This is a genomic window from Guptibacillus spartinae, from assembly GCF_028610625.1.
Lineage (GTDB): Bacteria > Bacillota > Bacilli > Bacillales > Guptibacillaceae > Guptibacillus > Guptibacillus spartinae.
This window is the reverse complement of record NZ_JAQQWU010000001.1, coordinates 458,667-482,032: the sequence shown is the minus strand read 5'-3', so window position 1 is coordinate 482,032 and position 23,366 is coordinate 458,667. Positions and strand designations below refer to the sequence as shown.

Below are 23,366 nucleotides of genomic sequence, written 5' to 3'. Positions count from 1 at the left end.
CTAACTCCACTTAAGGGTTTGTTACTCTAACCCCTTGGACGTAGATGTTTACTGAATCAACTGACAGCCCGAGCATTTGATCAAGCTGGTATTTTACTTTCGTTTGGACATTGTGAGCTACTTCCGAAATTTTCGTGCCGTAGCTGACAATAATATACATATCAATGTTAAGCTCATCTTCATCTTTGCGAACGACAATTCCTCTACTAAAGTTATCTTTCCCCAACAGCTCAGTAATGCCGTCTTTTAATTGCTTTTGCGAAGCCATTCCAACGATACCATAACAATCAATTGCTGCGCCACCTGCAATTGCAGCGACTACTTCCGTCGAAATATCGATTTGTCCGTATTGGGTTTTCATTTCAATTGCCATTATATTTCCTCCCTTAGCGATTTAAGAATTGACCACTCTATCCTCAATAAAGATTGTGTTCATAAAATTATAAAGTAAAATAAATCCTTTGCAGAGCTAACGTTATTTTACTACAATATCACGTATAATAAAAGTTCATCATGAAAAACCTGTATTGTGATAAGCTTTTACTGTTAAGTTTTTTTCTTGATAAGACGTGTTAAACATCTTGCATTCACCAAACCTACATGATACTATAGTGGAGGATTTATCCTGCACTTTTTGTGCAATGTAGGACAGTAAGGAGGTAGAAACAATGGCTAAATGTGCAATCACTGGACGCAAGACTTCGTTTGGTAACAAGCGTTCTCACGCGTTGAATACAACAAAACGTAAATTTGGTGCTAACCTTCAAAAGGTACGCATCATGGTAGATGGTAAACCTAAGAAAGTTTATGTATCTGCTCGTGCTCTTAAATCAGGCAAAATCGAACGCGCATAGTAAACGTAAAAAAAGCACCCAATTGGGTGCTTTTTTCATGCCTGCTATTCATTTTTTTTGAAAGACCCGAGCACCGCTCTCACAAAACCACCGAGAAATTTTGGCAATTTAATCGTATAAAACTTCATATTTCCCCCTCCTCAGAAAGTCAAAGATGGACCCCAGGATGAACAATATGAGAATATAAGATGCATTACTATTATATTCGCCGAAATTAAAATAGTACCTAAACCTGCTCGGCGTCCGAACTTCTTACCACCAATAGTATGCCGCTATTAAATGAATAAGACCCAATTTCCTCAGTCAGTTCATTGCTAATACAAAGACTTGATCCCCATGAAATGTGCCTTTCTTCGAGTGGATAACGGTAACCAATTAACGTTAAACCCGTTACTTCCGGAGTAAATGAAAGGAAAGACATATAAGGAAAACGGTGATCCTTATGAGCGGAGTAAGTGCCTGGTTTTTTCATTTCTAACCGATTTAATTTATCTTCTATCGTTAGTTGTACATTTGCTTTCACGCCCTTGATCAGCATTTGAACGTTCATCCAGCTATGATCAAGTCTCCCGCCTGTGACGCCAAACATTGTAATCGTCTCTGGTTTTTCATCGATCGCCCAATCGAGTGCTATTTCAAGATCTGTGTGGTCTTTTTCAGATGGATAGACTGTAAAAGATAAATCATGCGTTTCCATCCATTGACGTTCTTCTAAGCTTACGGAATCAAAATCCCCAAATCCATGTTCAGGAATGACGCCATTTTTCAAAAGAGTATAGACACCGCGATCCACACCAATCCACCTAACGTCTTTTTCATTAAGAAGATGCGCAGGGAGGTCTTCTTCCGGTCCTCCTGCTACGATATAAATGTGCTTAGACTTCATCCTTTATGCACCAGTTTTGGCGCTTGATGAGAGAGCAAAGCAAGCACGATGATGGACACGACAGCTGTGGGTAGTAAATAAGACGCGTTGTAAAGGAATGAATACAAAGCCACTGGCGTTCCTTCTGGCGCCATATCGCCGAACCAGATGACACCAGATATAAAATGACTGACCAATCGTAGTAATGACCCCGTTAAGCAACCAAGAACGATCATTGTCAGGCGCTTTCGTTTCGGTGCCTCCACTCGCACGCTAAAAATCCCTGCCATCCCTACTACCATGAAGGCGATCGGGTAATCTAGTAAAAATTGAATCGGGTGAACATAAAATGGCGGAACAATTAGAGGTTGCAAAATACCAACTAAAAGTCCTGTCGTTAATCCTGCACCTAATCCCCTTCGATAAGCGATTAGAAAGATGGGCACCATCGCAAGCGATACGGAGCCGCCATTTGGCCATAGTCTAATGGACAATAAATCTAGTATCACGCCAACGGCAGCCATTAAAGCGATTTCTACAAGCAAAAGAAGTCGATTGTCTTTCTTCATGAATCCTAATTCCTCCAAACCTGGGTAAACCCTTATTAAAAAAGCAGCGGGAAAAGCCCCGCTGTTTTACGATTGACGAATCTGATCAATGGCTGCTTTCCGATCAGATTGATTATAAATAGCTGATCCTGCAACGAGAACAGTTGCGCCTGCTTCAATACACGCACGAGCTGTTTCAGCATTCACGCCACCATCTACTTCAATTTCAGGTGTAACGCCTAATGAATCGGCGAGCTGTTTCGTCTCGGAAATCTTAGAAAGCACTCGTTCAATAAATGCCTGTCCTCCAAAGCCAGGATTTACTGTCATTAAAAGGACAAGATCCACATCCTCAATGACATGTTTGATCGCATCGACAGGTGTAGCTGGATTAAGGACAACGCCCGCTTTCACACCTTTACTTTTTATTAGCTGAATCGTACGGTGAAGATGTGGACATGCTTCAGCGTGGACCGTTAGAATATCTGCTCCAGCATCCGCAAACTCTTCAATGTACTGATCGGGATTTTCAATCATAAGATGAACATCTAAAGGCAGGGACGTGACCGGACGGAGTGCGCGTACAATCGGTGCACCAATTGTAATATTCGGAACAAAATGTCCGTCCATAACGTCAACGTGAATATAGTCAGCTCCAGCTGCTTCGACATCTTTCACTTCCTCACCTAATCGAGCAAAATCTGATGCTAGAATAGAAGGGGCAATTTTTATCATGTTAATACCTCCGTTTTGTATCCTTTATTTCTTGAAAAAAAGAAGAATAATGGTCGTAGCGATACGCCTTAATCTCTTCATTTTCTACTGCAGTTTTAACCGCGCAGCCTGGTTCTGATTGATGTGTACACGCTCGAAACTTACATGCACTACTTTTTTCTTGTATCTCGGGAAAGTAAAGCCATAGATCGTCTGCTTCAATCCCTCTAAAATCAAGTGAACTAAAACCAGGCGTGTCAGCAACAAGCCCCGACCCAAAAGGAATAAGCTCAACATGTCTCGTCGTGTGCTTTCCTCGACCAAGATGGGTAGAAATATCACTTGTATCAAGCTCAAGATCAGGATTTATGGCATTTAAGAGTGACGACTTTCCAACACCAGATTGTCCAGCAAACACTGTGACTTTCTCTTGAAAATAAGGTTCGATTTCTGCTACTCCGGAAAGACTCTGGGCAGATGAAACAATCACATCGTACCCTACATCTCGGTAATCATCCGCATACGCCATGATTTCATTTTCTTCAACATTTGAAACAAGATCGATCTTTGAAATGCAGATGATCGGTCGAATATCACTTGCTTCAATATGAACTAGAAATTTATCCAGAAGTTGCGTATTAAACGTCGGTTGAGTCGCTGAAAAAACGAGAAATGCCTGATCGACGTTAGCTATTGGAGGACGTACTAACTCATTTTCTCTTTCTTTAATTTCAAGAACATAGCCATCCGTTTTATTTTCGGCTTCATACACAACATAATCGCCTACAAGAGGGGTAATCTTTCTCTTTCTAAAATTCCCTCTCCCTCTACACTGATAAATTTCTTTATTCAATTCATCCTGCACGTAATAAAAGCCGCTTAGCGCTTTAATAATTCTTCCATCTGCCATGTAGGACTCCTTACTCATTTTTTCCATATTTTTGTTTTGCTTCTTCATATGTGATGGTTTTCGAGTTTTCTTTCTTCTCTTTGCCATCCACTAATGTTTTATACGATGCTTCCTCGCCAGGATAGATCGTTAAATCAAAGTTAATTTCTTTCGTTTCTGTAACAGTTTCCGAGATTTCTTCACCTTCTGTTGTGGAATCCTTGTAAAGAATTTCAACTAAATGTTCTTCACCTTTTTTCACATCGACCTTAAAGGAGTTTGGAACAACAATTGCCTCATCTTCAGGAGAAGGTTCAGGTTCTGGTTCTGGTTCTGGTTCTGGTTCCGGCTCTGGTTCCGGCTCAGGTTCTGGCTCTGGCTCTGGCTCTGGCTCGGGACCTTTCGATAAGGTTATCGTGATCTCATCACCCTCTTTAACCTCAGCTGCAGTACTTGGCGATTGTGAGAGGACGCTCCCTTCATCTACTGAATCACTAAATTCCGGTTCATCATAAGAGAGGGTTAGTTTTTTATCTTGCGCATATTCCTCTACTTCTTCTTTCGTCTTATCTTTTAGATCTTGAAGAGGAAAAGATTCACGCCCTAGACTATACCAAATGACAATTGTATCTTCTGTTGGCAGAACCATTTTTCCTGCCTCAGGGTTTTGATCATAAATTTCCCCCTCAGGATAATCCTCACTAAATTCGCCCTCATATTTTACGCCTTTGAATCCTTGTTCTTTTAATAAAGCTTCCACGTCATCTTTTTGTTTTCCTATATAATCGCCGAGCTCTGTTTTTTCAGCCCCCATACTCACATAAAGGGTAACTGTACTATCTTCTTTCACCATTGTTCCAGAAGTAGGATCCTGACTGATAACATCATCTTCCTCTACTTCTTCACTAAACTGCTCTTCTTTTTTCACATCAAGATTTTGGTCAATTAAGGTGGATCTTGCTTCCTCGTATTCCATTCCTGTTACATCCGGAACTTCCACATCACTTACATAAAAGAGATCGGGCATAAATGCAAATGCTAGCGCACCTGCGCCCCCAAGAAGTAAAAGGATGAGCATCACGATCATTGCGATCTTTCCTGCTTTCTTTTTCTTTTTGGGAGGAGGCTCACTCGGTTCATCGTGTTGAACAGGTTGTTGCGGCATCGTATTTTCTGTCACATTTTGATGATCTGGAGTGACTGGAGTGAGGATTTTTGTCGCTTCCTCATCGTCCGGCTCCGGCGGTTTTCCATAAACTTTTGTTGGATCAAGGGCCATGTCTAGCGCATCATACATTTCTTGCGCACTTTGATAGCGTTGAACTGGCTCTTTCGCCATCGCCTTCATAATAATATGCTCAACATTTTTAGGTAAAGAAGTATTAATGAGACTGGGCTTAGGAAAGCGATCTTGTAGGTGCTTTAGCGCCACAGATACAGGGGAATCACCTGAAAAAGGAAGTACTCCTGTTACCATTTCGTATAGGACAACACCAAGAGAATAAATATCTGAGCGTTCATTCGCTAGTGCTCCTCGCGCCTGTTCAGGTGAAAAGTAATGAACCGAGCCGAGAACCGAATTTGTGTGTGTAATCGTTGCAGAAGTCATCGCCATTGCAATCCCAAAATCTGTTACCTTCGCATCTCCATACTCATCAATCAGAATATTATGAGGCTTAATATCTCGATGGATAATGTGATTCTCATGGGCATGCTCAATCGCAGATGTCATTTGTTTCATAATATCTAGAGCCTCTTCAATAGGTAGAGCGCCACGATCACGAATTTTTTGCTTTAGCGTTGTCCCTGCCACGTATTCCATAACGATGTAGTAAAAGTCTTCTTCTTCTCCAACGTCATAGATTGACACCACATTAGGATGTGCAAGACTTGTCGCTGCTTCTGCTTCCCTCCGAAACCGCTTAATAAAATCATCATCTTGTGAGAATTCAGGACGAAGCAATTTAACAGCAACGGTCCGATCTAGAATTAAATCTAAAGCTCGATAGACGATAGCCATCCCGCCGTCACCAATGACTTCAAGCAGTTTGTAACGTCCATTAATATGCTTTCCTAGCATGAGGATTCACTTCCAGAAGTTGGAGAGTTCTCAATAATGGCAACCGTAATGTTGTCCTCTCCTCCTGCTTCGTTCGCTAATCGAATCAGCTCTGTTGCCTTCTCTTTAAGAGACTGATCTGAATTCATCACTTTTTCCAAATCCCGATCAGAAACTTTATTCGTTAAACCATCGGAGCAAAAAAGAGCTGCTTGATGTTCGTCCCACTCGAACGTATGAACATCCACTTTCACATCTTCATCTGTTCCAAGTGCACGTAAAAGTACGTTTTTACGTGGATGATCTTCTGCTTCTTCTTCAGAGAGCTGGCCGCTTTTGACAAGTTCATTTACAAGAGAATGGTCACTCGTTTTTTGATCGAGGACACGATCACCGAATAGATAGGCACGACTATCACCGACGTGACCAATCGTAATAAATTCATCCGTGCAAACTGCTGCAACAAGTGTGGTTCCCATGCCAGCATATTCTGGCTTCTCTTTCGAAAAAGCGAGGATGGTTTCGTTTGCTTTTCGGATGGTATGTAGGAGCCAAGCTTCCGCTCTTCCCGGGCGGAATCCCGCTTTTTCTTCTTTCCAACCTATCTCCATGGATTCCACTGCTAATGCGCTTGCCACGTCACCTGCCTGGTGACCGCCCATTCCATCTGCTACAACCACCAGGTATTCATCTTGATGATTGCGGAGAAATGTTGTGCTATCTTCATTGTATGCTCTTACCTGGCCTTGATCTGTCAATGCGATTGCTTGCATGTGATTACCCCGTCTCCTCTTATCACAAGAATGCGGGAAGAACCGCCTTTAAAGAGGCGATTCACCAGCACCCAGCATTATTTTTTAACTAGACATGCGATATAAAATCCATCCGTGCCAAAATAATGTGGTAGAAGCTGTAGCTGTCCACCTTCACAGTACTCTGCGACTTTCTCAGGCAATCGGTTGGAGAGTGTTTGATCGAACGAAAATTCAGGATGCTCTTCCAGAAATTGTTTTACCACTTCCTGGTTTTCTGCTCCTTCTATTGTACACGTACTGTAAACCAATTTTCCACCTGGTTTTAAAAGTGTAGCCTGAGCTTCAAGAATCGCTTTTTGTACAACGGTAATGCGATCGATATCTTCTTCCTTCTTTGCCCATTTAATATCTGGTTTTCTCCTTAGAACACCGAAACCAGTACATGGAGCGTCAACGAGAATGCGGTCAAACGATTTTGCTTTAAAACGCTCGCCTACATTTCGACTATCCAGTGTTTCGGCTTCAATTGCACGTAAGCTCAAACGCTGTGCCTGCTTCTTAATTAATTTCACTTTATGAGCATGAAGGTCAAGCGAATTCACATGTCCTGAACCGTTTAGTCGTTCTGCAATGTGCGTGGATTTACCTCCAGGTGCCGCACACGCATCAAGAACTTTCTGACCTGGCTCAATGCCTAATGCTCGCGCTACGAGCATCGAACTTTCGTCTTGTATCGTTAAATCTCCACGCTTGTAAACCTCTGTATCAAGTACCTTTCCATGAATGACTTTAATCGCATCTTCGGATAAACTTCCCGGGACTGCCTCTACCCCTTCTTTTAATAGATCGTCAATCACTTGATTAACCGAAGATCGTGTCACATTCACACGTGCCGTTACATAAGGAGCAAGAAGGTTCTCTTCACACATTGCTTCCGTCGATTCAACACCAAGCTGATCAATCCAACGCTGTACGAGCCAAAGCGGATGACTTTTAGCGATCGAGATACGTTCTGCTACATCTTCAATCGCCTCAGGGTTTTTCAAACCTTTTCGTTGCGTATTGCGGAGAACGCCATTTACCATCCCGCTAATTCCTTTATGACCACGTTTTTTAGCAATTTCAACAGCTTCATGAATAATCGCACGATCCGGTACTCGATCGAGATAAACCATTTGATAAAGCGAAAGTTGCAAGAGGGAAATCACCCACGTCTGCATTCTCTTTCGGTTTGTTAGAAAATCATCGAGGTAGAAATCGAGTGTATTCTTTCGCTGGATTGTACCGTAAACAATTTCTGTTAACAATCCAGTATCTTTACGACTTAGCTGATGCTTTTTAATCGTTTCGTTTAATAAAAGGTTGCTATATGCCTGGTTTTTATTGATCTTTTCTATTACATCAAGTGCTGCTTCTCTTACATTTGCCATACTATTCACCAAATCTCTCATTTTTCTCGAATGTTCTACCTTGTAAATACTGTGCAGAGGTCATACGCTTCTTCCCTGCTGGTTGAATTTCTGTTAACTTAATGGCTGTGGTATTCCCAGTCGCTACAACAGGGCCATCCGCGTCTGTGTAAAGAACAGATCCTGCGTCAGCCTGTTCCGCACTTTCTACCTTCTCTCCCCACCATATCTTCATTACTTTGCCATCATATTGTGTGAACGCAACAGGCCAAGGATGTAAACCTCGGATCTGGTTATAAATTTCTTCACCTGTCTTTGTCCAATCAATCTTCTCTTGATCACGTTTAATATTCGGTGCAAATGTTGCCTCTTCATCATTTTGCTTTACTGGCGTTAACTCATGATTAAGAAGCTTTGGTAATGTTTCTTTCAAAAGCGCCGATCCAGATGCGCTTAGTTTATCATGAAGGCTTCCTGTATGGTCGCGTTCTTCAATTGGAACGACTGACTGTGTTAAAATATCGCCCGCGTCTAGTTTTTCTACCATATACATGATGGTAATGCCCGTTTCTTTCTTGCCTTGTAGAATGGAATAATGAATCGGTGCCCCACCGCGAAGTTCGGGTAACAATGACGCATGCACATTAATACAGCCGTGCTTCGGTGCCTCTAGAAGCTGCTTCGGAAGGATTTGTCCAAAAGCTGCCGTTACAATTAAATCAGGATGTAAATCAAGAATCGGCTGAAGTTCGGCAGGATCTTTCACTTTCTCTGGCTGAAGCACGGGAAGACCGTGTTTTTCAGCTGCGACCTTAACAGGAGGAGGAGTGAGCACTCTTTTTCTACCCTTAGGACGGTCAGGCTGTGTGACAACACCAACAATTTCATAACCTTCCTCTACCAACATATTAAGGACTGGAACCGAAAAATCCGGTGTGCCCATAAAAACAATTTTTGTCATATTATTCACGCTCTCCTTCCTGTTCAAGATCAACATAACGAATCACTTTCTCTGTAAAGAGTACTCCGTGAAGATGATCAATTTCATGTTGAATAGCTCGTGCAAAGAAGCCCTCCGCTTTCAATTTAAATTCTTTACCAAAACGATTTTGCGCTTTTAAGGTAATCGTATAAGGGCGCTCGACTTCTCCATATAAACCTGGAAAGCTTAAGCAACCTTCAAGATCGATCTCTGCTTTTCCAGAAGATTTAACAATCGTTGGGTTAATTAGTTCTAACGCATCTTCTTCTCTCGTATCAACAACGGCCACCTGTTTTCGAATGCCGATCTGTGGTGCAGCAAGCCCAACGCCATCTGCAGCGTACATCGTTTCAAACATATCATCGAGTAACTGGTGCAAGTCTTTATTAAAATCCTTTACTGGATCACATTCTACTTCGAGCACCTCGTTTGGGTGCATCACAATTTCTCTTATAGCCATGTGTATTCTCCCTTTCACATTCACTACATCATCATATAAGGTTGTGTATCAATGGATATTTGTAATCCTCCACGACTAATTTCCTTTGAAAAATGCTTTTGAATTTCTTTTAAGTAATGTGTTAAATTCGGTTCAGTTTTGTATTTTATCATGCATTGGTAGCGATATCTATCTTTGATCCGTGGAATAGGGGATGCAACCGGCCCTAATACAACACTCTGTTTTGATAACTGATCTTTTAAATATCCTGCAATTTTCTCTGTTACATCAACCGTTTTCGTTAACTCTTCATGAGAAACGTTTACCATGGCCAGAAAATAAAATGGCGGATAGCCAAATTGTTTCCTTGTGACCATTTCCCGATGGTAAAAGGACTGATAGTCGTGATCAGCGGCCATTTCAATGCTGTAATGTTCTGGTGTATAGGATTGAACGATTACTTCACCTGGTAATAAATGACGTCCTGCGCGTCCACTTACTTGCGTTAGCAGTTGGAATGTTTTCTCAGACGCTCGGAAGTCAGGAATATGAAGCATGGCATCCCCTGCTAATACGCCAACGAGCGTAACGTTAGGAAAGTCTAGACCTTTCGCGATCATCTGAGTTCCAAGTAAAATATCGGCTTTTCCTTCTCCGAATTGATTTAAAAGCTTTTCATGAGAGCCTTTTCGTCTCGTTGTATCAACATCCATTCGAACTACCCTTGCTTCGGGAAGAATTTTAGTTAATTCCTCTTCTACTCGCTGTGTTCCCGTCCCAAAAAAGCGGATATGTTCACTTTCACACTCCGGACATTGACTTGGAAAACGTTCTTCATGACCGCAATAGTGACAGCGCATCGTTCCGTTGATTTTATGATACGTTAAGCTTATGTCGCAGTGAGGACATTCAGCTACATACCCGCAGTCTCGACACATCACGAAAGTAGAATAACCTCTACGATTTAAAAAGAGCACGGTTTGCTCCTTCTTTTCTAGTCGGTCTTTCAGCTTATCGTAAAGATCGTTCGAAAACATCGATCGGTTCCCCGCTCGTAATTCTTCTCTCATATCAACGATCGCTACAGCTGGCATCGCCTGTTTGTTGACTCGGTCTAACAATTCAAGAAGGGTATAGACGCCTTTCGTTGCGCGTGCATATGATTCTAGTGATGGCGTGGCACTGCCAAGCACAACAGGACATTTATAATGCTCTCCGCGCTTAATGGCTACATCTCTCGCATGATAGCGTGGGTTTTCTTCTTGTTTGTAGCTACTTTCATGTTCTTCATCAATAATGATAATGCCAAGGTTTGTAAATGGTGCAAATACAGCTGAACGTGCCCCTACAACCACTTTCACTTCTTTCCGATGAATTTTGCGCCATTCATCATACTTTTCTCCGCGTGAAAGGCCGCTATGTAACACGGCAACTTCTGAACCAAAACGACTTTTAAACCTGGTCACCATTTGTGGTGTTAATGAAATTTCAGGAACAAGCACAATCGCTTCTTTCCCTTGTTCGAGAACGCGATGAATCGATTGCAAATAAATCTCTGTTTTCCCACTTCCGGTTACGCCGTGAATGAGAAAAGTCTCATGATGGTGCTCATTAATACTTTTTAGGATCGGTCTTATCGCTTGTTCTTGAAGATCCGTTAACTCAAGGGCCGTTGAAGGCATAAATTCACGACCTTTATACGGGTCCCGGTAAAGCTCAATTTCCTCTTCTCTTAATATTTCTTTTGAAACAAGTGACTTGATTGTTGACCTGGTTGTGTCAAGCATATCCATTAGCTCTTTATAAGAAACAGCGCCTTCTTGCTCGATAAAATGTGTGATGATTTCCTGCTGCTTCAGCGCACGATTCCCCATCTTATCCCTTACCACTTGAAGCTCGTCCTTTGAAAGCGCTGGTGATACAGAAAGAATGGTTTTAGGCGCCGTTTTCTCTTTTACATCGTACCTAACTTCAAGTTCATCATTTTTGATCGCACGATTTAATTCTTTATGGCTAAAATGTGAAAGAAAATCGTCCCATTTCACTCCGCCAGAGGATACCATTCGATGCCAGATCGCTTCATCATTTACACGATTTCCTAGCACAATCGTTTTGGTCACATTTGCTTTCATCGCGGCTGGTAACATTGCTTGAAGAGCTGAAACTGCGTAGCAAAGCGTTTTTTCTGTTAGCCAGAACCCAAGATCGAGTAATTCTTTCGTTAAAATAGGCGTCACATCTTTTACTTCACTAACTTCTTTTAATTTCGCATGCTCCGATTCTTCAGCTACCGAGATCACAAACCCCTGGATTTTTCGCGGTCCAAAAGGAACTACGACCCTCATCCCAGGTTCTATCATTTCTTCCCATTCTTTTGGAATCGCATAATCAAACAGGCGATCAGTTTGATTCGCCGGTACATCGACTATGACTTTCGCAATCATGAACGAGTCACGTCCAATCGCTTTACTTCATCGAGAATGCGGTTCGCTGCATCATGCTTTGATTGGAGAGGAAGTTCAACTCGTTCGCCATCTCGGTGGAGTAGCGTCATAACATTCGTGTCTTTATCAAACCCTGCGCCTTCAGCCTTAATATTGTTTGCACAAATCAAATCCAAATTTTTCTTTACTAGTTTCTTTTGTGCATATTCGTCTAACCGCTCTGACTCTGCCGCAAAGCCAACTAAAATTTGATTTTTCTTTTGCTGGCCTAGAGTCCAGAGAATATCTTTCGTCCGCTCCATCTCGATCATCATTTCGTCATCAGATTTCTTCACTTTTTCTGAAGAAACGGTAGCGGGGCGATAATCAGCAACGGCTGCCGCTTTAATCACAATGTCAGCCGTTTCAGCTTCATTAAGGACAGACGTAAACATTTCTTCCGCAGTCACAACATCAATTCGATTAACACCTTGAGGTGTAGGAAGTGAGACTGGACCTGCTACTAATGTGACATCCGCACCACGGCTCGCCGCCTGTTCTGCTAAAGCAAATCCCATTTTTCCAGAAGAGTAATTTGTAAAATAGCGAACAGGGTCAACTGGTTCTCGCGTAGGGCCGGCGGTGACGACTACTTTTTTCCCAGCTAAATCGTTCGTATCCTCTTTAAAGTACGTTTCTAACGTTTCAAGGATATCTTCAGGCTCCGCCATGCGTCCTTTACCAACATAGCCGCATGCAAGCAAACCTTCTCCAGGTTCAAGAAAATGACAGCCAAACGAACGGAGGACGTCCATGTTTTTCTTAACAGCAGGATGGTCATACATGTGAACATTCATCGCTGGAGCTACCCAAACAGGAGCTTCTGTAGCTAGTAACGTCGTTGACATCATATCGTCTGCAATCCCATTTGCAAACTTACCAATGATGTTCGCTGTAGCAGGTGCAATCAATACGAGGTCTGCCCAATCCGCTACGTCAATATGTGCCACTGATGTAGGGTCCTTTTCTTCAAAGGTATCCTTATAAATATCATTTCTGGAAAGCGTTTGAAACGTTAATGGTGTAACAAATTCTGTAGCAGATTTTGTCATTAACACCTTCACTTCCGCACCCGTTTGATAGAGCTTACTTGTTAGAGCGGCTGCCTTAAATACAGCAATGCCACCACTGACACAGAGCAAGATCTTCTTTCCCTTTAGACTCATAAGATTCACCTTCCGTCCAAATAGTTAACATAATATAATTATAGTAAATCACTATTAAGTTAAGAAAAAAATAACAACCTATTCTCATAGGTTGTTACTTTCCACTCAGTCTTCTATCATGCCGTCTGCAAGTAGTTTGCCATCAAGTACTTCTTCAAGTGCTTTCCCCACAGCCTTTACTGACTGTGGACGATCCACGTAAACATTACCTGTTTGCTGAATCGTGCGTGCGCGTTTTGCAGAAAGCGTAGCAAGCGTGTACTTTGAATCAATGCGGTCCATTAGTGAGTCAATCGATGGGTATAAAATCATTATTAAACCTCCGTTACATTTTTATATTTATGGGCAAGACGATCACGTCTTAAGTGCTCTGCTGTAATAATAGCACGAATTCGCTCACATGCTAATTCGACTTGATCATTTTCAACGATATAATCGTATTCATCAATCAATTCGATCTCTTCTTTCGCAACACCCATACGATTATCAATTAAATCGTTTGATTCCGTGCCGCGGTTAACAATGCGATTCCTAAGCTCCGTTAAGCTAGGAGGCATTAAGAAGATAAAAGCACCTTCTGGAAAATGTTTGCGAACTTGCTTCGCTCCCTGCACTTCAATTTCAAGCAGGACGTCTTTTCCAGACTGCAGGGTTTCTTCTACATAGTCAACAGGCGTACCATAGTAGTTGCCTACATAGTGGGCATATTCAAGCAGCTTATTATTTTCGATCATATCCTCAAACTCTTCATGAGATTTAAAGAAATAATCAACCCCATTTACTTCACCTTCACGCGGTTTGCGCGTCGTTACAGAAATGGAATACTGTACTTCGTCCGCATTATGCATGAAAGCTTTTCTTACTGTTCCTTTTCCAACACCAGAAGGGCCAGAAAGAACAATTAACAATCCACGTTCTTTATCCATACTAACCTCCACTTTATAGATGCTACTCGTCAGAAAGCTCGTCTTTGTTCACGAGACGCTGTGCGACTGTTTCAGGCTGGACAGCCGAAAGAATGACGTGGTCACTATCAGAAATAATAACAGCACGCGTTCTTCTTCCATATGTTGCGTCCACTAGCATATTGCGGTCCCTTGCAACAGTAATAATTCGTTTGATTGGTGCCGACTCTGGACTAACAATTGAAACAATTCGATTCGCATTCACAATGTTACCGAATCCGATATTGATTAATTTAATACTCATGGTCGTTCCTCCCAGGAATCACGATTCTATTTTTACACCAGTAAGGTGATTTTAAACAAAGCGCTCAGGCTATTCAATATTTTGAACCTGTTCACGAACCTTTTCCACTTCGCTCTTAAGATCAACCACATGCTGACTGATCTTATGGTGTTGAGACTTGGAACCGATCGTATTCAGCTCCCTATTGATTTCCTGCACTAAGAAATCAAGTTTCCTTCCTACGACACCATCATTACTAAGAATATCATGGAATTGGTCGAGATGACTACGGAGCCTTATGATTTCTTCATCGATACTTGCTTTATCGGCAAGATGCGCTACTTCCGTTAGGATTCTAGCTTCATCAAGATCTTCTAACTCTTTAAACCCTTCAAGTTTCGCGCGTATTCGCGCTTCAAATGCTGAGGTTACTTCTTTTGAAAGAATGGAAATAGAAGTTAAGGCAGCTGTCATTTCTTGAAGCTTATTCCTTATATCTTGCTCAAGTGCTTCACCTTCAATTTGTCGCATCTCTACAAGTCGATTGATGGCTATATGTAAGGTGTCAAATACCTCATGCTCTAGCTGATCAATCTGTTGCTCCTTCTCGATCACTTGGTAAACATCCATGTTCAAAAGCGTAGAAGCAGACAAATCATCTTGCAAATCGTATCGTTTAGAGGCTTGTTTTAAAATCGTTATGTATTGGTCGAGCAGATTCCAATCCACCTTCACGTCCGATGAACGTAAACCAGCTCCCTCAATGGTTAAATAAAGTTCTACTTTCCCTCGCATAATGCTGCGCTGAATGGCTTGCTTCATTTTACCTTCGAGATGAACGAGCGCTTTTGGCATGCGAAATGTACCATCGAAGTAACGATGGTTAACGGATTTTATTTCTACCGTTACTTGAATGTCTTCGCCCTCATGCGATGCTCTTCCAAATCCGGTCATACTCTTAACCATATTATCACATCCAATAGCTATTCTAACCAATTGTACCACTTCATCAAACTGAAACAAAGGGATATCTCTTTCTGTTCATCAATCTTAAATAGAAAAAACAGAGGGTCTTTACCCTCTGTGCCGCTTAAATAAGGTGGTACCTGCTAATAGAAATGTTGGAATGCTAGAAAAGACTAAGATCAGCATCCATTCTCTCATTGATAGATACGTTGTATGGAAAATCGGCTGAAGCGGTTCATAATAGATAACGACAAGCAATAAACCGACGGAAGAGAGAACAGCTAGAACAAGTGCTTTATTTTCAAAAGGGTTTCGATGAAAAATCGACCGTTCACTTCGACAGTCAAACACATGAATTAATTGGGCGAGTACGAGTGTAGAAAATGCAACGGTTTGAGCTTGGACAAGGTCACTCGGATTCTCACTATAGCAAATCATAAAGGCTGCAAGTGTACAGGCACCGATCATAATTCCTCGAGAGATAATTTTCCATCCTAATCCTCTCGCAAAAACTCCTTCTTTTGGCTTTCGCGGATCTCTTCTCATGACATTTCCTTCTGCAGGATCAAGTCCAAGCGCCATCGCTGGCAATCCGTCAGTAACAAGATTCACCCACAGAATTTGAATTGGAACGAGCGGAAGCGGCAACATTAGCAAGATCGCAAAAAGCATCACAAGGATTTCACCAACGTTCGATGCTAACAAATAACGGATGAATTTCCGAATATTTTCATAGATATTTCTTCCTTCTTCTACAGCCGCTCTTATCGTAGCGAAATTGTCATCGCTTAATATAAGAGAGGATGATTCTTTTGCTACGTCTGTTCCTGTTACCCCCATAGAAATGCCAATATTTGAGGCTTTGATCGCTGGAGCATCATTCACCCCATCACCAGTCATCGCAACAATATGTCCTCTATTCTGAAGAGCTTTAACAATCTTCAATTTATGTTCTGGCGATACGCGTGCAAACACATAAATGTCTTCCACCTGATTTTCTAGTTCTTCAACGCTTAACGAAGAGAGCTTACTTCCTTCCATTACTTTGCCTCGCTCAGGAAGAATCCCTAGATTATGCGCAATCGCTTTGGCTGTTGTGACATGATCACCAGTAATCATAATCGTCTTGATTCCAGCCGTTTTACAATCAGCTACCGCTTGTTTCACTTCTTCACGTGGCGGATCAATCATTCCTTCCAGACCAACAAAGGTTAAGCGAGATTCGGCTTGTACGCTGTGAAGCATGTTGTCTTCATTTTGGATTGGTTTAAACGCTACGGCAATCGTTCTTAAAGCTAATTCTCCAAACGCATTAAGCTGTTCTTGTATTTCTCGTTCATAGCTTTTACGAAGCGGCGCTTTTTTCTCACTCCATAATACCGATTCACATTGTTTTAACACAATATCAGGTGCACCTTTTGCGATGACATACCTTTTTCCTACTGAATCTTCCACTACAATACTCATCATTTTCCGATTGGAATCAAAGGGAAATTCCTGAATGATTGTAAATTCTTCTTCCCTCACATCTTCCGTTAATCCAGCCTTCATTGCAGCGGCAACAAGTGCTCCTTCTGTTGGATCACCGTCAAGAATGTATTCTCCGTTTCTTTCCATCACTCGCGCATTACTACAAAGTAAGCCAAACGTTAGGAGCTGTTTTAATGACCGCTCTTCATCAGAATATACGCGCGTATTTCCTTTAAAAAAGTCACCATATGGAGAGTAGCCAGACCCGGTGACATCCCATGTCTCTCCTCCTGCCCATAGCTTTGTGACCATCATTTTATTTTGTGTGAGCGTTCCCGTCTTATCTGAACAGATAACGGTTGCACATCCGAGTGTTTCAACAGATGGCAGTTTTCGAACAATGGCTTTTCGTTTACTCATTTTCTGCATGCCGATCGCAAGGGCAATCGTCACGATTGCTGGTAATCCTTCAGGAATCGCTGCGACAGCAAGTGACACACCAGCTAAAAACATGCTATAGACATCGCGTCCCTGTATAATCCCAAGGACCACAACCAGTGCTGTTAAAAGGAGCGCTGCAGCGATTAACACCTTTCCAAGCTGCTCCAATCGATTTTGGAGTGGCGTTTCCATCGTATCAGCTGATTGAATGAGGTGGGCAATTTTCCCCATTTCTGTTTTCATCCCAGTCGCAGTTACGATTCCAACGCCCTTTCCTTTCGTTACGAGTGTTCCCATAAAACCCATGTTTTGTTGATCGCCCGGGCCAGCTTGTTCTTCTCGGATTGCCTCAGGATGCTTGTTCACAGGTAACGACTCACCCGTTAAAGCTGATTCTTCTATTTGCAATCCCTGACAAGTGAAAAGACGCAAATCAGCCCCAATCCGATCTCCGCTCTCAATTCGAACAATATCCCCTACAACTGCTTCTAATGCAGGAATGTTCGTCCATTCTCCATTACGTAGTACCTTCATCTTTGGGGAAGATAACTGTTTTAATGCCTGTAGTGATTTTTCTGCTTTTCGTTCTTGTACAAATCCAAGAATCCCGTTCATGAGTATGATTAGGATAATGGCGATTGCATCAAGATACTCTCCAAGTAATCCCGAGATAAGCGTGGCCGCCAGGAGGACGACGACCATAAAATCTTTGAATTGAGCTAAAAACATTAAGATCATCGAAGGTCGTTCTGCTTCGTCTAATTGATTTAATCCAAAAACTCTTCTCCTTCTCTCTACTTCATCGGAACTAATCCCCCCCTCGCTTGTCTCCAATTCCTCTAACACTTCTCCCTTTGTCATGTTATACCAGTTCATGATCTACACCCCGATCCTGCACGTAATGTCGCTAATAATTCAACTATATTCAGACAAGCTCAAAAAAATGCTATACTAAGAATAATGTCTAGTGATAGGAATGTAGGTGAACAATATGTCTTTTGACGGTATGGTAATGAGAGCCGTTGCACATGAAACAAATGAACAACTAAAGGGTGGGCGCGTAACAAAAATCTATCAGCCCTATGCGACTGATTTATTGCTAGTAATTCGTTCTGGTGGGAAAAACCATCAGCTCCTTTTATCAGCTAACCCATCTTACGCAAGAATTCAAATTACGCAGGAATCTTATGCGAATCCAAAAGAACCACCAATGTTCTGCATGCTGCTTCGTAAGCACTTAGAAGGTAGCATTGTGGAAGATATTAAACAAATCGAAAATGAACGAATCATTCACGTGACGTTTAAAGCGCGTAATGACCTCGGCGATCTCACAACACGAACATTGATTGCAGAAATTATGGGGCGCCATAGCAATGTGATTTTATTGAATGAATCGAACATGATTTTAGATAGCATTAAGCACCTTTCCCCGTCTGTGAACAGACATCGAACGGTTCTTCCCGGGCAGGATTATATCGCTCCTCCTGCGCAAAACAAAGTTTCGCCATTTGGCTTAACGAGAGATGATTTTCTAAAACAAATTGATTTTAACGCTGGGAAATTGAGCCAACAGCTCGTACATTCCTTTGGTGGTCTCTCCCCGCTTATTGCGAATGAAGTAATCCATCGAGCTGGCCTAGCCAATCGAACAACATTACCTGAAGCTTTCTTTGATGTATTTGGAAAGCTCGAGCAACACGACTACACTCCTCAGATGGTAAGCGGTTCTAAGGAGTTCTTCTCAGTCGTTGAACTTACTCATTTAACAGGAGAAAGTAGGGAATTTGATTCGGCTAGTGAACTACTTGACCGGTTCTATTATGGAAAAGCAGATCGCGATCGTGTGAAACAGCAATCGAATGATCTCGAACGCTTTCTATCTAATGAGTTAAAGAAAAACGAGAAGAAAATCAAAAAGTTATCGCGAACAATTGAACAAGCACAGGCAGCTGACACATACCAGCTGCTTGGTGAGCTATTAACAGCAAATATGCATCTGGTGAAACGTGGCGACAAGCAGGTAGAAGTTCAAAATTATTATGATGAAGATGGTGGAACAGTTCCTATCGAGCTGAACCCACAAAAGACACCATCTGAGAACGCTCAAGCTTATTTTAAACGCTATAATAAAGCAAAGAATTCCATTTCCGTTCTTGAAGAGCAAATTACGATGGCTCATCAAGAAATTGCATACCTTGAACAGCTCATTCAGCAGCTTACTTCTGCATCACCTCGTGATATCGAAGAAATTCGCGAAGAGCTTGAAGAAGAAGGTTACATTAAAAAGCGTCGCAAAAAGAAAAAATCAAAACCAACGAAACCTCAGCTTGATGTTTATCTTTCAACTGACGGAACCGAAATTCTTGTTGGGAAGAATAATAAACAAAATGAGTATTTAACGAACAAGCTTGCGGCACGAAGCGAAACATGGCTGCATACGAAAGATATTCCTGGATCACACGTTGTGATTCGAAGTAAGGATTTTACAGAGGAGACGCTACTTGAAGCTGCCAATCTCGCGGCCTACTTCAGTAAAGCACGTGAATCTGGTTCTGTACCAGTGGATTATACGGAAGTACGACATGTCAAAAAGCCAAACGGGGCCAAGCCAGGATTTGTGACGTATGATCAGCAAAACACTCTGTATGTGACGCCTGATCAGGATCTTATTTTTAGGATGAAGAAATAATTTCTAATCTATAAGGAAAAAGGGCAGATCGCAATTGTTTTGCGATCTGCCCTTCTTTTTCATTCGTTCTAAAAGATTTCTTAATACCAGTAGTACTAAATTCCACCTGGATTAATTTTCTATATTAAGTTAGAAGTTAAGAGACTCAGCTGAATACTTCGCCAGAAATTTTCTTAGAAGCATCTCCATGATCCCATCCACAGAAACGATTATAGAATTGATCATATTTATCTTGATACTGTTCTTTTACTTGATCAATGTTCTTAATCGAATCAATAATTTCATCGTTTGTAAACACTAACGGACCAGGTAATTCAGACTCCATATCAATATAAAATCCTCTTAAGGTATCACGATATTTTTCTAAATCATATGTGAAGAAAAGAATTGGTCGCTTCAAGTTTGCATAGTCAAAGAAAACAGATGAATAATCTGTGATTAAGATATCAGCTATGAGATATAGTTCTGAGATATCATCATATTTCGAAACATTGAAAGCAAATCCTTCAAAATCCTCAGTATTAAGATGATCCGCTATAAAGTAATGTGTACGAAGAAGCACCACATACTCATCACCCAACTCTTCTTGCATTCGCTCAAGATCAAATCTTAGCGAAAACTTGTATTGACCAGGTTTATAAAATTCGTCATCGCGCCAAGTAGGCGCATATAAAATGACCTTTTTATCTAATGGAATATTTAACTGCGTTTTAAATCTTTTCATAAGCTGTGTTTTGTTCTCACTGTGTAAAATATCATTTCTAGGATACCCATATTCAAACATACGATTGTTAAATTTAAACGCACGCTTAAAAATCTCACTTGAATAAGAATTTGCTGATATTAAATAATCCCATCTTCTAGATTGTTCATAAAAGTCTACTTTATAATTCGGATTGGCTGAATGGACATCATTCATATCAAACACTAGTTTTTTTAATGGAGTGCCATGCCAAGTTTGAAGGTAGATATTCCCCTCACGTTTCTTTAAAGCTTTGGGAATCCGAGAATTCGAAACCCAATATTTTGCCCTCGCCATATAATAAAAATAAGCTAATGACAGTCGCTTCACTTGCTTAGCCTTCCCAGGTATATCCTTACCTGGTTTAGCGAATACCCATATATATTTATAGTCTTTATTTTCGTTAATGAGCTCCTCATAAATGTTTTTAGGGCTATCTGAATAATTTTTTCCTAAGAAACTTTCAAATACAATTGTTTTGTTCTGCATTGGTAGTTTAGTAAATACATAGTTGTATAACGATCGATAAAGTTTTTGGCGACCCTTTAAGGATCTTGAAGTTATTCTTAAAAATTTATGGAGTTTCAATAACTTCCTAAGCTTTTTCTCATCTTTATTTCTGATTGCTTTTAGCTCCCTTTTAATAAAGAAACTAATTCTTCTAGAATAAGCATGGCTATTTATAAATATGAGGACGGAGGATAAATCCTCTAGGACTTCTGAATAGATGTCTTGTTCTTGAAGAACGAAGATGACGTATTGACAATAATAAGAAATGAATTGATTGCATAGGAATTTAATTACTTTTGGATTTTCTGAATAAACTTCTGTTAGTTTATGAAATCTCTCTACATATTCTTTTATTTTAACTACGTCATCGTGTTGTGTTAATGACTCGGGAGAATCAGGGTCTTTTCGCCATTGTTTTTTATAAATATAACCCGTTATCGTAGGTACGGTTTTGAAGTAGTCTAGGAGTGGTAACAAAAATGTTAAATCACTGTAGTATCTGTAGTCCTCATCAAAGCGTAGATTTAGTTCATCAACTAACGTACGTTTAAACAATCGGTTAAGTACAGATTCATTTCGAAATTTAGATTTCGAATATTTCATTCGATGTTTAACAGGTAAAGTAAGATTGGCTTTTTTATTTTGTTTGTTGAATGAACCAAATATAACTTCATGATGGGTGATGTTGCTAATAAGAAGTCCTAGAGCATATTGATCTAAACTATCGTCACTATCTAAAAAGTAGATATACTCTCCTGTTGCTGCATCTAATCCCCTGTTTCGTGCATGCGCTACTCCTTTATTAACCTTTAAATCTATGGATTTTATTCGGGGATCTTGGTTTTCATAATTCCTAATGATCTCTAGACTCTTGTCCGTTGATCCATCGTTAATTAAAATAGCCTCCCAATTGGAATATGTTTGATCAATTAATGATTCAATACAATTTTCCAAGTAAACTTCTGTATTGTATACAGGAATGATAATTGATATTTTATTTTTCATAACATTTCACCTTTATCTATGATATTGAGTCCACGCTATAAACTATCTCTTCTCAATCACTATCGATTTTTATGTTGGTTTTATTTGGATATTTCACACAATTGCACCAACCATATTTTTGGTATAAAACCCTTTTTATAACATAGCAGGACTCAATTTACTAGATTAACACAGCTTAAACTTTTTGTAAATTTCGTTTCAATTATTACACTCAAGTAAATAATCGTTATAATTTTAATGATATCGTTATGAAATTTACAATTATTCAACATACTATTCCTTTTTTCAAGGTTTCTGTTCGTGATTGTCTTTTATATTTGCCTCTGCAGAAAGTACTAATTAAAAGTCCCCTTTTTAACAACAAAAAGGTTCCTGCTAATTAACTAGCAGGAACCTTTTATTTACTTAGCTATCTTCTGCAAGAGAGTTGCTTTTGAAATCATTTTTGGAAAGAGAAGACACTTAACTGATTGGAACGGAAATCCTCACTTTTATAAAAGTAATGTTTTTGATAACCGTCAATTATTATAAATCTGCAACCGTAATAATCGCTAAACCATCAAGTACCTCAACATGTTTCGTCTCTTTAGCACCAAGCCCTTTCAGCTTCTCGCTTAGCTGATCAGGCGTATAACGATGTCTTTTTGTTGATACATTTGACCATTTTAGTAGAGAAGTTTGTTCAAAACCACTCATTCCATACTTTTTTGCATACTCAAAAGCAGCCATTTGATCCATTTGAAGAGATGGGTTTAACATAACAATTTTTCCGCCTTCTTTTGTAACCCGTATCATTTCTTTCATGCCTGCTTCTGGCTCTGGTAAAAGGAACATGACGCACGTTGAAAGGGCAAAATCAAACGTGTTATCCTCAAACGAAAGATTGCATGCGTCACCTTCTAAAAAGTGACTTTTGTTCGACCGATTCAAAAAGAAGAAATTTTGTTTGCTTGCTTTCACCATTTCAGATGATAGATCCACACCTGTCAACATGTTCGCTTCCTCGACCCCACGAAGAAGAAGTCTTCCCGTTCCACACCCTACATCGAGTACGGATTTCTCTTCCCATGAACCAGAAGCTTGTTTTAATTCATCATGTATGGCCCCAAGCCAGTTTGTTCGTGCCATATCATCAAAAAAGGATACGAGTGAATCGAACTCTTCTCCCTGCATTTTTCTCATCTTACCCCTC

At 40.7% G+C, this 23,366-nt stretch carries 22 protein-coding genes; 2 read left to right on the top strand and 20 right to left on the bottom strand.

Going from position 1 to position 23,366, the window contains the following annotated elements; all coding sequences use genetic code 11:
- Positions 1 to 10: 10 nt before the first annotated feature.
- Positions 11 to 373: an Asp23/Gls24 family envelope stress response protein gene (locus PQ511_RS02555; RefSeq protein ID WP_224600152.1), complete on the bottom strand. Its 363-nt coding sequence runs from the start codon at positions 371 to 373 to the stop codon at positions 11 to 13.
- Positions 374 to 668: 295 nt separating this feature from the next.
- On the opposite strand from PQ511_RS02555, the gene rpmB reads away from it, so the two are divergent.
- Entirely contained in the window at positions 669 to 854 is a 186-nt protein-coding gene (rpmB, locus tag PQ511_RS02550; protein WP_098443343.1) for a 50S ribosomal protein L28, read from the top strand.
- A gap of 44 nt (positions 855 to 898) precedes the next feature.
- Here rpmB and spoVM read toward each other — a convergent pair whose 3' ends face one another.
- The 17 genes from spoVM to PQ511_RS02465 form a co-directional block, all read right to left on the bottom strand.
- Positions 899 to 982, bottom strand: a complete 84-nt coding sequence (spoVM, locus tag PQ511_RS02545; RefSeq protein WP_048309835.1) for a stage V sporulation protein SpoVM — start codon at positions 980 to 982, stop codon at positions 899 to 901.
- 98 nt (positions 983 to 1,080) lie between these two features.
- A complete protein-coding gene (locus PQ511_RS02540) occupies positions 1,081 to 1,740 on the bottom strand; it encodes a thiamine diphosphokinase (protein WP_273850365.1) in 660 nt (219 codons plus the stop codon).
- Entirely contained in the window at positions 1,737 to 2,288 is a 552-nt protein-coding gene (thiT, locus tag PQ511_RS02535) for an energy-coupled thiamine transporter ThiT (RefSeq protein WP_273850364.1), read from the bottom strand. Before thiT ends, PQ511_RS02540 begins: the two co-directional genes overlap by 4 nt.
- A 66-nt stretch (positions 2,289 to 2,354) precedes the next feature.
- Positions 2,355 to 3,002, bottom strand: a complete 648-nt coding sequence (rpe, locus tag PQ511_RS02530; RefSeq protein ID WP_273850363.1) for a ribulose-phosphate 3-epimerase — start codon at positions 3,000 to 3,002, stop codon at positions 2,355 to 2,357.
- Position 3,003: 1 nt separating this feature from the next.
- Positions 3,004 to 3,891: a ribosome small subunit-dependent GTPase A gene (rsgA, locus tag PQ511_RS02525; protein ID WP_273850362.1), complete on the bottom strand. Its 888-nt coding sequence runs from the start codon at positions 3,889 to 3,891 to the stop codon at positions 3,004 to 3,006.
- 10 nt (positions 3,892 to 3,901) lie between these two features.
- Entirely contained in the window at positions 3,902 to 5,950 is a 2,049-nt protein-coding gene (pknB, locus tag PQ511_RS02520) for a Stk1 family PASTA domain-containing Ser/Thr kinase (RefSeq protein ID WP_273850361.1), read from the bottom strand.
- On the bottom strand, positions 5,944 to 6,702 hold the full coding sequence (locus tag PQ511_RS02515) for a Stp1/IreP family PP2C-type Ser/Thr phosphatase (protein ID WP_273850360.1): 759 nt from the start codon (positions 6,700 to 6,702) through the stop codon (positions 5,944 to 5,946). Before PQ511_RS02515 ends, pknB begins: the two co-directional genes overlap by 7 nt.
- A 77-nt stretch (positions 6,703 to 6,779) precedes the next feature.
- Positions 6,780 to 8,114, bottom strand: coding sequence for a 16S rRNA (cytosine(967)-C(5))-methyltransferase RsmB (gene rsmB, locus PQ511_RS02510; protein WP_273850359.1), 1,335 nt, complete (start codon positions 8,112 to 8,114; stop codon positions 6,780 to 6,782).
- Between the two features lies 1 nt (position 8,115).
- A complete protein-coding gene (gene fmt / locus PQ511_RS02505; RefSeq protein WP_273850358.1) occupies positions 8,116 to 9,054 on the bottom strand; it encodes a methionyl-tRNA formyltransferase in 939 nt (312 codons plus the stop codon).
- Position 9,055: 1 nt separating this feature from the next.
- Positions 9,056 to 9,535 carry a peptide deformylase gene (def, locus tag PQ511_RS02500; RefSeq protein WP_273850357.1) on the bottom strand — a complete coding sequence of 160 codons (480 nt, stop codon included), beginning with the start codon at positions 9,533 to 9,535 and terminating at the stop codon, positions 9,056 to 9,058.
- Positions 9,536 to 9,558: 23 nt separating this feature from the next.
- Positions 9,559 to 11,958 carry a primosomal protein N' gene (gene priA / locus PQ511_RS02495; RefSeq protein ID WP_273850356.1) on the bottom strand — a complete coding sequence of 800 codons (2,400 nt, stop codon included), beginning with the start codon at positions 11,956 to 11,958 and terminating at the stop codon, positions 9,559 to 9,561.
- Positions 11,955 to 13,163, bottom strand: a complete 1,209-nt coding sequence (coaBC, locus tag PQ511_RS02490) for a bifunctional phosphopantothenoylcysteine decarboxylase/phosphopantothenate--cysteine ligase CoaBC (protein WP_273850355.1) — start codon at positions 13,161 to 13,163, stop codon at positions 11,955 to 11,957. Before coaBC ends, priA begins: the two co-directional genes overlap by 4 nt.
- Before the next feature lie 105 nt (positions 13,164 to 13,268).
- Positions 13,269 to 13,475 carry a DNA-directed RNA polymerase subunit omega gene (gene rpoZ / locus PQ511_RS02485; RefSeq protein WP_255648087.1) on the bottom strand — a complete coding sequence of 69 codons (207 nt, stop codon included), beginning with the start codon at positions 13,473 to 13,475 and terminating at the stop codon, positions 13,269 to 13,271.
- A 2-nt stretch (positions 13,476 to 13,477) separates the two neighbouring features.
- On the bottom strand, positions 13,478 to 14,089 hold the full coding sequence (gene gmk / locus PQ511_RS02480) for a guanylate kinase (protein WP_273850354.1): 612 nt from the start codon (positions 14,087 to 14,089) through the stop codon (positions 13,478 to 13,480).
- 22 nt (positions 14,090 to 14,111) lie between these two features.
- Positions 14,112 to 14,372, bottom strand: a complete 261-nt coding sequence (remA, locus tag PQ511_RS02475) for an extracellular matrix/biofilm regulator RemA (RefSeq protein WP_159782328.1) — start codon at positions 14,370 to 14,372, stop codon at positions 14,112 to 14,114.
- A 69-nt stretch (positions 14,373 to 14,441) separates the two neighbouring features.
- On the bottom strand, positions 14,442 to 15,317 hold the full coding sequence (locus PQ511_RS02470; RefSeq protein ID WP_273850353.1) for a YicC/YloC family endoribonuclease: 876 nt from the start codon (positions 15,315 to 15,317) through the stop codon (positions 14,442 to 14,444).
- Positions 15,318 to 15,425: 108 nt separating this feature from the next.
- Entirely contained in the window at positions 15,426 to 18,104 is a 2,679-nt protein-coding gene (locus PQ511_RS02465; protein ID WP_273850352.1) for a calcium-translocating P-type ATPase, SERCA-type, read from the bottom strand.
- 115 nt (positions 18,105 to 18,219) lie between these two features.
- Here PQ511_RS02465 and PQ511_RS02460 point away from each other — a divergent pair, with 115 nt between their 5' ends.
- Positions 18,220 to 19,917, top strand: a complete 1,698-nt coding sequence (locus tag PQ511_RS02460; RefSeq protein WP_273850351.1) for an Rqc2 family fibronectin-binding protein — start codon at positions 18,220 to 18,222, stop codon at positions 19,915 to 19,917.
- Between the two features lie 145 nt (positions 19,918 to 20,062).
- Here PQ511_RS02460 and PQ511_RS02455 read toward each other — a convergent pair whose 3' ends face one another.
- Together PQ511_RS02455 and PQ511_RS02450 are read right to left on the bottom strand one after the other, a co-directional pair.
- Positions 20,063 to 22,174: a bifunctional glycosyltransferase/CDP-glycerol:glycerophosphate glycerophosphotransferase gene (locus PQ511_RS02455; RefSeq protein ID WP_273850350.1), complete on the bottom strand. Its 2,112-nt coding sequence runs from the start codon at positions 22,172 to 22,174 to the stop codon at positions 20,063 to 20,065.
- Between the two features lie 525 nt (positions 22,175 to 22,699).
- The gene (locus PQ511_RS02450) at positions 22,700 to 23,356 is read right to left on the bottom strand and encodes a class I SAM-dependent methyltransferase (protein WP_273850349.1); all 657 of its coding nucleotides are present in this window, start codon (positions 23,354 to 23,356) and stop codon (positions 22,700 to 22,702) included.
- Positions 23,357 to 23,366: the final 10 nt, after the last annotated feature.